Raw genomic sequence first — 10856 nt, 5'->3', positions numbered from 1 at the left:
CACCCCCGCCAACCGCTCGGCCTGCCCAGCCAGCGCCCGCACACTGCCCGCCGACACCACCAGCGGTACCGGGCCGCCCGCAGGGCGCGCCTCCACCGGTGTCCCCTCGGCCTCACTCGCCGGGGTCGCCTCGGTCCCGCGCTCCCTGGCCGCCTCGGTCGGCGCCTCCTCCAGGATCAGGTGCGCGTTCGTGCCGCTCAGCCCGAACGACGACACGCCCGCGCGGCGCGGCCTGTCCCCCCGCGGCCACTCCCGCGCCCGCGTCAGCAGCTCGACCGACCCGGCGGACCAGTCCACCTGGGCGGAGGGCCGCTCGACGTGCAGGGTGGCGGGCAGCACTCCGTGCCGCAGCGCCATGACCATCTTGATCACGCCGGCCACGCCGGCGGCGGCCTGGGTGTGCCCGATGTTCGACTTGATCGAGCCCAGCCAGAGCGGGTTCCCCGGGGCCCTGCCCTGGCCGTAGGTCGCCAACAGGGCATGGGCCTCGATGGGGTCGCCGAGCGCGGTGCCGGTGCCGTGCGCCTCCACGGCGTCGACATCGGGGCCGGTCAGCCCGGCCGTGGCGAGCGCCCGGCGGATCACCCGCTGCTGCGAGGGCCCGTTCGGCGCCGTCAGACCGTTCGACGCACCGTCCTGGTTCACCGCGCTCCCCCGCACCAGCGCCAGAACCCGATGCCCCCGGGCCCGCGCCTGCGAGAGACGCTCCAACACCACGACCCCGACGCCCTCGCCCCAGCCGGTGCCGTCGGCGGTGGACGAGAACGCCTTGCAACGGCCGTCGGAGGCGAGCGCCCGCTGCCGGGAGAACTCGACGAACGTCGCGGGAGTCGCCATCACGGTGGCACCGCCGGCCAGCGCCATCGAGCACTCGCCCGAGCGCAGTGCCTGGGCGGCGAGGTGCACGGTGACCAGCGACGACGAGCACGCCGTGTCCAGCGTGACCGCCGGGCCCTCCAGGCCGAGCACGTAGGACACCCGGCCCGAGGCCACGCTGACGGCCGCGCCGGTGGCGGTGAAGCCGCCCAGCTCGGGCGGGATCGGGCCACTGGTCCCGTAGCCCTGGGACATGACGCCGGTGAAGACGCCGACGTCGGTGCCTTTCAGGCTGGTCGGGTCGATGCCCGCGTGTTCCAGTGCCTCCCAGGTCGCCTCCAGCAACAGCCGCTGCTGCGGGTCCATCGCCAACGCCTCCCGCGGCGAGATGCCGAAGAAGGCGGCGTCGAACCGGCCCGCGGAAGGCAGGAAGCCGCCCTGGTCGACGTACGAGGTGCCGACGTTCTCCGGGTCGACGTCGAACAGGCCCTCCACGTCCCAGCCCCGGTCGGCCGGGAAGCCGGTGACGGCGTCGCGGCCCTCGGCGACCAGCTGCCAGAGCGCCTCGGGCGAGTCCGCGCCGCCGGGCATCCGGCAGGCCAGGCCGACGATCGCAATCGGCTCGTCGAGCCCGACGGCTGCGGAGGGCACCGCGGCGGTGTCGGTGGCGGTGGTCCCGAACTCGTCGCGCAGGTGCCGGGCCAGGGCGCGCGGGTTCGGGTGGTCGAAGACGACCGTGGTCGGCAGGTTGAGCCCGCTGGCCCGACGCAGCCGGTTGCGCAGCTCGACCGAGGTCAGGGAGTCGAAACCGGCTTCTCTGAAGGCGGTGTCCGGCTTGATCTGATCAGGTCCCGTGTGCCGGAGCACGGTCGCGACGTGACCGCGGACCAGGTCGAGCAGGATCTGCTCCTGCTGGTCCGGGGTGAGCCCGGCCAGTCGCCGGGCCAGCCGGCCGGCGTTCGCGCTCCCCCGCGGACGGGTCACCCGGACCAGCGCACGCAGCAGCGACGGCAGCCCGCCGCCGGCGGCCTCGGCCCGGAACGCCCGCAGGTCGAGCCGGATCGGCACGGCCGGCGATGCCTCCCCTGCCAGGGCGGCGTCGAACAGCCGCATGCCCTCGTCCGGCCCGATCGTCAGGAAGCCGCCGCGGGCGATCCGGGCCTGGTCGGTCTGGCCGAGGTGCGCGGTCATCGCGGTGGGCTGTTCCCACAGGCCCCAGGCCAGCGACAGCCCGTGCCGGCCCTGCGCCCGCCGCCGGGCCATCAGTGCGTCGAGGTAGGCGTTCGCCGCGGCGTAGTTGCCCTGCCCTGCCGACCCGAAGATGCCGGCGGCCGAGGAGTAGACGACGAAGGCGTCGAGATCGGCGTCGCGGGTCAGCTCGTCGAGGTGGCCGGCGGCGTCCACCTTGGGCCGGAACACGCCCGCGACGCGCTCGGGGGTCAGAGCCTGGACGACGCCGTCGTCCAGCACCCCGGCCGTGTGCACGACGGCGGAGAGCGGATGCTCGGCGGGGGCGGCCGCGAGCACACCGGCGGCGGCCTCCCGGTCGGCCAGGTCGGCCGCGAGCACCTGGACGGACTCCGCGCCGAGGCCGGTCAGCTCGGCGACCAGCTCGTCCGCGCCGGGCGCGGCCGTCCCGCGCCGGCTGACCAGCAGCAGGTGCCGGACGCCGTGCTCGGCGACCAGGTGCCGGGCGGCGAGTGCTCCCAGCGTGCCGGTGCCGCCGGTGACCAGCACCGTGCCGGCCGGCCGGAACGAGCCGGTCCAGCTGGCACCGGGCCGAGCGAGGTCGGGCCAGGCGTGATCGGGCCGGGCGTGATCGGGCCGAGCGAGTTCGGCGCGGACCAGCCGCGGTGCGAGGAGATCCGCGCCGCGGACCGCCAGTTGGGGCTCGTCCCCGAAGACCGTCCGGACGAGCAGGCCGGGGTCGGGCTGCAGGCCCCCCGGTTCAGCGGCGGGTTCGGCGGCCCCGGCGTCCAGGTCGCTGCCCGGTGCGCCATCCACAGGAGCAGCCGGGTCCAGGTCCAGGAGCAGAAAACGGTCGGGGTGCTCGGCCTGGGCAGCCCGGACCAGACCCCAGACCGCCGCGCCGGCCGGGTCGGTGACCGACTCGTCGCCACCGGCCGGCACGGCGCCGGCGGTCACCACGAGGAGCGCTGTCTCCTGCAGCTCGTCGGCAGCGAGCCAGGCCTGGACGACGTCCAGTACCCGGCACGTCCGCTCAAGCGCGTTCCCCCCGCCCGGACCGGCGGTCAGGAACGCGACGGTGGGCCCGGCGGCCGCAGCCGCGACGGCGGCCGGCACGTCGGCGACGGTCTCCACCCGGACCGGTGGCCGGACCGGGTCGGACCGTCGAGCGGGGGTGGTGACCGGCGTCCAGGCCACCTCGTGCAGGGGGGCGGCGCGGTCGGTGGTCGCGGGCGTGACGTCCGGGCCCGTGAGAGTGCCCGCTGGCACCGGTCGGAAGATGACGGCGGCCGCGGTCAGCACGGGGTCGCCGGTGTCGTCGGCGGCATCGAGCCGGACGGTGTCCGGGCGGCCCGGGCCGACGGGTGCCAGCCGGACCCGCAACGCGCTCGCGCCGGCGGCGGCCAGGGTCACGCCATGCCAGATGAGCGGCTGCCGAAGCTCGTCGTCCGGCCGGTCGGCGACCGCCGTACGCAGGGCTGGCTGCAGGGCCGCGGCCAGCAGGCCGGGATGGAGGCCGTAGCGGCCGCCGTCGTCCTGCTGGTCGTCGGGCAGCGCGACCTCGACGAACGTCTCGGTGTCCCGCCGCCACAGCGCCCGGACGTTCCGCAGCGCGGACTCGGACCCGTACGCGTGCCCGCGGGCGACGAGTTCGGCGTCGAGGTCACCGAGGTCCACCGGACGGGCTCCAGCGGGCGGCCAGACGCCCAGGTCGGCCGCCGGCCCGTCTGGCCCGTCCCGGCCGTCGAGGTCTCCGGTGGCAGGTGTCGGCGCCAGTACGCCGGCGGCATGCCGGACCCAGTCGCCGCCGTGGTCGGCGTGCACGTTGAGCGTCCGGGTGCCGTCCTCGGCCGGGCCACCGACCACGACGCGGATCCGGACGCCGCCGGTCTCCGGCAGCGCGAGCGGCGCCTCGACGGTCAGTTCCTCGAGCCGGCCACAGCCGACCTCGTCACCGGCCCGGATCGCGAGGTCGACGAACCCGGACGCCGGCAGCGCCGCGGCGTCGCCGACGGCGTGTTCGGCCAGCCAGGGATAGCTCTGGCCGGACAGCCGGGAGGTCAGCACGAGCCCGCCGTCCCCGGGCAGGGTGACGAGGGCGCCGAGCAGCGGGTGGTCGGTGGTGTCCAGGCCGAGCGCCGCGGGGTCGCCGGCTGCCGCGACCATCGGCAGCCAGTAGTGCTCGTGCTCGAAGGCGTAGGTCGGCAGGTCGACGTCCGACGGGCGGGTGGCGTCCGGGAGGGTGGCGTTCCAGTCGACCTCCGATCCGCGCACGAACAGCTCACCAGCCGCGGCCAGGAGGGTTCCGGTCTGGGAGCGGTCGTCGCGCAGCGCCGCCACGGCGGGTGCCGTCTCGGCGAGGACGCCGGAGAGGGCCGCGCCGGGACCGACCTCGACGAAGATCCCGGCCCCGCAAGCCTGGGCACCGTCGTGGAACCGGACCGGGCGGCGGATGTGGGCGGCCCAGTAGCCCGGTGAGGTCAGCTCTCCACCCGCGGCGATCCGGCCGGTCACGTTGGAGACGACCGGGATCCGCGGCGCACTCCACGAGACGCCGGCCAGCGCGGCGGTGAACTCGGCGAGCATGGGTTCCATCCGGGCGGAGTGGAACGCGTGGGAGACGGCCAGTCGCCTGGTCTTCCGCCCATCAGCCCGCAGTCGCCCGGCCGCGGCGAGGACCGGTGACTCGTCCCCGGACAGCACGACCGAGTCCGGCCCGTTGACCGCGGCAAGGTCCACGCCATCCCCCAGGAACGGCTGGACGTCGTCCTCGGTGGCACTGATCGCGACCATCGCCCCACCGGCGGGCAGTGCCTGCATCAGCCGCCCCCGCGCGGCCACGACGGTGCAGGCGTCCGACAACGACAGCACCCCGGCGACATGCGCGGCCGTGATCTCGCCGATCGAATGCCCCATCACCGCGGCCGGTCTCACGGCCCAGGACCCCAGCAGCCGGGTCAGCGCGACCTCGACGGCGAACAGCCCGGTCTGGGCGAAGACGGTCTGGTCCAGCACCCCGTCCGGCGACTCGAACACGGCCTCGCGCACGGAATGCCCGACGGCGCCGCCCAGCCGCTCGTCCAGCAGCGCGCAGGCCTCGTCGAACGCCTCGCGGTACACCGGGAACCGCTCGTACAGCTCCCGGCCCATCCCGACCCGCTGCGACCCCTGGCCCGGGAACACGAACACGACCTTCGGCGGCCGGTCCGCCGAGTCCGCCACGATGTTCGCGCCCGGCTCCCCCGCCGCCAGCCCCACCAGCCCGTCCACCGCCTCGGCCGACGTGCCGGCAATCACGATCGCCCGCTCGTCCAGCCGGCCCCGTCGGGTGGCCAGAGCCGAGGCGACATCGGTGAACGCCGGGGCATCCTCGCCGTTCAGGAGGCCGGCCAGCCGCCCGGCCTGCCCGGCCAGCGACCGCCCGGACCGGGCCGACAGCACCAGCGCCACCGGCCCGGCTGGCACCTCCGGCCGCTCCGCGCGCTCGACGGCGGGCGCCTGCTCGAGGATCAGGTGCGCGTTGGTGCCGCTGACCCCGAATCCCGACACGCCGGCCCGACGCGCTCGGCCGGTGTCCGGCCAGGGCCGGGTGGACCGCAGCAGCTCCACCGACCCCGTGCTCCAGTCCACCCGGGTGGAGGGCTCGTCGACGTGCAGGGTGGCGGGCAGTATGCCGTGCCGCAGCGCGAGCACCGCCTTGATCACCCCGGCCACGCCGGCGGCGCCCTGGGCGTGGCCGATGTTGGACTTCAGCGACCCCAGGAACAGCGGCCGCCCCGGCTCCCGGCCCTGCCCGTAGGTGGCGAGCAGGGCCTGCGCCTCGATCGGGTCGCCCAGCACGGTGCCCGTGCCGTGACCTTCCACGGCGTCGACGTCGGCGGCCGAGAGCCCCGCACTGGCCAGGGCCCTGCGGATGACCCGCTGCTGCGACGGCCCGTTCGGCGCGGTCAGGCCGTTGGACGCGCCGTCCTGGTTCACCGCCGAACCCCGCACCACGGCGAGGATCTCGTGCCCGCGCTGCTGGGCCACCGAAAGCCGCTCCAGCACGATCACACCGGCGCCCTCGGCCCAGCCGGTGCCGTCGGCGGCATCGGCATAGGACTTGCACCGGCCGTCGCGGGCCAGGCCGCGCTGCCGGGAGAACTCGACGAACGTGTGCGGCGTGGCCATCACGGTGGCCCCGCCGGCCAGGGCCAGCGAGCACTCGCCGCGGCGCAGCGCGTGGGCGGCCAGATGGATCGCGACCAGCGAGGACGAGCAGGCCGTGTCCACCGTGACCGCCGGGCCCTCGAACCCGAACACGTACGACACCCGGCCGGAGGCCACGCTCGGCGCCGCGCCCGTACCGGTGAAGCCCTCCAGCTCGGCCGGGACGGCCCCGCCCATGAAGTAGTCGACGCCCATGATGCCGGTGAAGACACCGACGTCGGTGCCGCGCAGCGTGTCCGGGTCGATCCCCGCCCGCTCCAACGCCTCCCACGAGGTCTCCAACAGCAACCGCTGCTGCGGGTCCATCGCGACGGCCTCGCGGGGAGAGATACCGAAGAACCCCGGATCGAACCGGCCCGCCTCATGCAGGAAACCACCCCGGTCGACATACGAGGTGCCCGTGGCGTCGGGGTCGTCGTCGAACAGCCGGTCGAGGTCCCAGCCGCGGTCGGTCGGGAAGTCCGAGATACCGTCGCCGCCCTCGCTGACCAGCCGCCACAGGTCGCCGGGGCCGCTGACCCCGCCGGGCAGCCGGCAGGCCATGCCCACGATCGCGACCGGCTCGTCGGTACCGCTCTCCTGCCGGCGGCGCAGGTCGTGCAGCTCCGTGGTGACGCGTTTGAGGTAGCTGAGGACCTTCTCGTCCGTGGCCATGCTCGGTTCCTCCCGATGGGTCGGCCGTCCGTGGTGTCCCGCGGGCCGGCTCACATCGGTCCGAGTTCCTTGTCGATGAAGCTGAGGACCTCGTCCGCGGACGCGGCCTCCAGCTGTTCGGCGACCGCGCGCTCGCCGTTCGCGCTGCCCTGGCAGAGGGCGAGCAGCCTCTGTAGGCGGACGGTGATCTCGGCGCGCCTGCCTGCGTCCGAGCCGAGCCCGGTGATGAGCGACTCGATGTGGCGCAGCCTCTCGTCCACCTGCGAGAGCGCATCGGTGCCGCTGCCGAGCTCACCGTGCAGGTGACCGGCCAGCGCGGCCGGGGTCGGGTAGTCGAAGACCGCGGTGGCGGCCAGCTTCAGCCCGGTCGCCTCGCGCAGCCGGTTGCGCAGTTCGATCGACGTCAGGGAGTCGAACCCGATGTCCCGGAAGGCGGTACCAGGGCGCACCCGGTCGGTCCCGGCATGGCCGAGGACGGCCGCCACGTGGGAGCCGACCAGTTCGAGCAGGGCAACTTCCTGCTCCTGCTGCGACAGCCCGGTGAGCTGCCGCAGCAGCCCTTCGGCGCCGTCGCCGGCGGTGGCCGCGGACCGGGCCGCCGCCCGGGCCGCGGGCACGAGGCCACGCAGCAGGGCCGGGAGGGTCACGCCCGCGGCGGCGGCGGCCCGCAGAGCCCGCAGGTCCAGCCTGATCGGCACCAGCAGGGCCTCGCCGGTGCCGAGCGCGGCGTCGAACAGCTCCATGCCCTCGGCCGGCGTGATCGGCCGGACGCCGCCACGGGTCATCCGGGCCTGGTCGGCCGCGCCCAGGTGGGCGGTCATGCCGGTGTCCTGCTGCCACAGGCCCCAGGCCAGCGACGTCGCCGTGCGCCCGGCGGCCCGGCGGTGGTGTGCCAGGGCGTCGAGGTAGGCGTTCGCGGCAGCGTAGTTGCCCTGGCCGGGCGAGCCGAGGACGCCGGAGGCGGAGGAGAACAGAACGAACAGGTCCAGGTCTGCGCCCGGTCCCCCGGCCAGGTCGTCAGCCAGTCGGGCCAGGTGGGTCGCGGCGGTGACCTTCGCGGCGAACACTCCGTCCAGCCGCTCGGGGGTCAGGGCGGTGATGACGCCGTCGTCGAGGACCCCGGCGGTGTGCACGATCCCGGCCAGGGGGTGGGCGGGATCAATGCCCTCCACGAGGGCCGCCAGGGCGACGGCGTCGCTGACGTCGCAGGCGCGGACGTCGACCTCGGCGCCGAGGTCCCGCAGCCGGCCGGCGATCTCGTCGGCACCGGGGGCATCCGAGCCACGGCGGCCGACCAGGAGCAGGTGCCGAACGCCGTGCCGGGTGACGAGGTGCTCGGCCACCAGCCGCCCAAGCGAACCGGTGCCGCCGGTGACCAGCACCGTGCCGCCGCTGCGCACGGTCACCGGCGTCTCTGCCGGCGGCGTCTCTGCCGGCGGCGTCCCCGGCGCCGGGGCGGGGGCCAGGCGCGGCACCAGCAGGGCGTCTCCACGGACGGCCACCTGCGGCTCGCCGGTGGCCAGGGCCCGGCCCAGGACGGCGTCGACCGGCTGCTCGTCGAGGTCGAGCAGGACGAGCCGGTCCGGGTGCTCGGCCTGAGCCGCCCGGAGCAGCCCCCAGACCGCCGCCGCGGCCAGGTCGGGCGCGGCCGTGGGCCCGGCCGGCACCGCACTGCGGGTGACGACGACGAGCCGGGAGTCCACCAGCCCGCCAGCGCCGGACAGCCAGGCACGGACGACGGTCAGCACCCGGCCGACCAGGTCGCGGGCGTCGTCGCCCTCAGCCTCCAGCACGGCGACCGCGGGAGCGGCGCCGGCCAGCGCGGTGACCTCGTCCGGCGTGCCGACCCGGACCGGCGCCACCACCTCGGCGGGCCGGCTGGCGGCCTCCGGGTGCTCGGTCCAGGTCACCTGGAACAGCGCGTTCAGGACCGGGCTGCCGGCGTCGATACGGCCGACGTCGACCGGCCGGAACGCGATCGTCTCCACGCTCAGCACCGGCTGCCCGGTCTCGTCGGCCGCCTCCAGCGTGAGCCCGTCGGAGCCGGACGGCGTCACCCGGACCCGCAGTGTCGTTGCGCCGGCGGCGTGCAGCCGAACGCCGGTCCAGGCGAACGGCAGCACGTTCGCGCCGTCCCCGGTCTGGGCGAGCGCGTCGGTGTGCAGCGCGGCGTCGAGCAGGGCCGGGTGCAGGCCGAACCGGGCGGCCGGCTCACGTTCGCTCTCCGGCAGCGCGACCTCGGCGTAGACGTCGTCGCCGTCGCGCCATGCCGCCCGCAGGCCCTGGAACACCGGGCCGTAGGCGTAGCCCCGCTCGGCGAGCTCGGCGTAGAAACCGGCCGGATCCAGGGGGATCGGTTGCGCGCTGGCCGGCGGCCAGAGCTGCGGTGAGGCGACCGGGGCGGACGGAGCCGGCGGGGCGAGGACACCGCTGGCGTGCCGGGTCCAGGCCGACCCGTCGTCCGGCGCCGAGTAGATCTCGACCGTCCGGGTGCCGTCCTCGCCAGCGCCGGACACGCCGACCTGCACCCGCACGCCACCCCGGTCGGGCACCACGAGCGGCGCCTCGATGACGAGCTCGCGCACAAGCGGGCAGCCGGTCTCGTCTCCGGCCCGGACGGCCAGTTCGAGCAGCCCGGTGCCGGGGACGAGGACGATGCCGCCGACGGTGTGGTCGGCCAGCCACAGGTGGGTGTGCAGCGACAGCCGGGAGGTGAACACGAGCCTGCCGCTGTCCGGCAGCGGCACCACGGCCCCGAGCAGCGGGTGGCCGGCCTCCGCCTGGCCGAGCGCCGTCGCGTCCGCGTTCCGGGCCGGCGGCAGCCAGTAGTGCCGGTGCTCGAAGGCGTAGGTCGGCAGGTCGACGCCGGCGCCGGTGTCGCCGTCCCGGAGGGTGGCGGTCCAGTCGACGTCGAGGCCGCGGACGAACAACTCACCGGCCGCGGTCAGGACGGTTTCGGTCTCGGGTCGCCCGTCCCGCAGGACCGGGACAGTGGGTGCGACCTCGGCGAGCAGCCCGGAGAGGGCCGCGCCGGGACCGACCTCGACGAACAGCTCACCGCCGGAAGCCCGAACACCGTCGTGGAACCGGACCGGACGGCGCGCATGGGCGGCCCAGTACTCCGCCGACGCCAGCACATCCCCGGCGACGATCTCGCCGGTCAGGGTGGAGACGACCGGCACCTGCGCCGGGCCCCAGGAAATGCCCGCGAGAGCGGTACCGAAGTCCGCGAGCATGGGCTCCATCCGCGCGGAATGGAAAGCGTGCGAAACAGTCAGCCGCCGGACCTTGCGGCCCTCCGCACGCAGACGCTCGGCAGCGGCCAGCACCGGCTCCTCGTCACCGGACAGCACGACAGAATCGGGACCGTTGACAACAGCCAGATCGACACCACCGCCGAGACAGGACCGCACCTCATCCTCAGTGGTGTTCACGGCGATCATCGCCCCACCAGGCTCGAGGGCCTGCATCAGCCGGCCCCGCGCGGCCACCACCGTGCAGGCATCCTCCAACGACAGAACCCCCGCGGCATACGCCGCAGCGACCTCCCCGACCGAATGGCCCATCACCACATCAGGTTTCACACCCCACGACCCCAACAACCGGACCAGCGCCACCTCGACCGCGAACAGGCCAGCCTGCGTGAAAACCGTCTGATCCAGCAGCCCGTTCGGCGACCCGAAGACCACCTCACGCACCGGATGAGCGACCGCACCCGCCAACCGCTCGTCCAGAAGCGCGCAGACCTCACCAAACGCAGCCGCGAAAACCGGGAACCGCTCGCACAGATCCCGTCCCATCCCGGCCCGCTGCGAACCCTGGCCAGGGAAGACGAACACGACCTTCCCGACCGAGTCCGCCCGACCGGTCACCACGTTGCCCGCCGGTTCCCCCACCGCCAACGCGCCCAACCCGGCCCGGGCCTCCTCCACGGACCCGGCAACGACAACGGCCCGCTGCGCCAACCGACCCCGCCCGCCCACAAGGGC

The 10856-nt window shown here is 75.2% G+C and carries 2 protein-coding genes; both read right to left on the bottom strand.

Features of this window, described 5'->3' with window-relative positions; translation table 11 throughout:
- Positions 1 to 6867 (bottom strand): type I polyketide synthase (locus AC08OV_RS20590; RefSeq protein ID WP_476620140.1); only part of this gene is annotated, 6867 nt, incomplete at its 3' end.
- Positions 6868 to 6917: 50 nt separating this feature from the next.
- Positions 6918 to 10856: SDR family NAD(P)-dependent oxidoreductase (locus AC08OV_RS20585; RefSeq protein WP_476620139.1), on the bottom strand; the 3939-nt coding region annotated here is incomplete at its 5' end.

It is taken from the genome of Frankia sp. CeTa3Moorea, from assembly GCF_978021225.1.
Note: the sequence above shows the minus strand (reverse complement) of the source record. Positions and strands in the feature narration are given on the sequence as shown.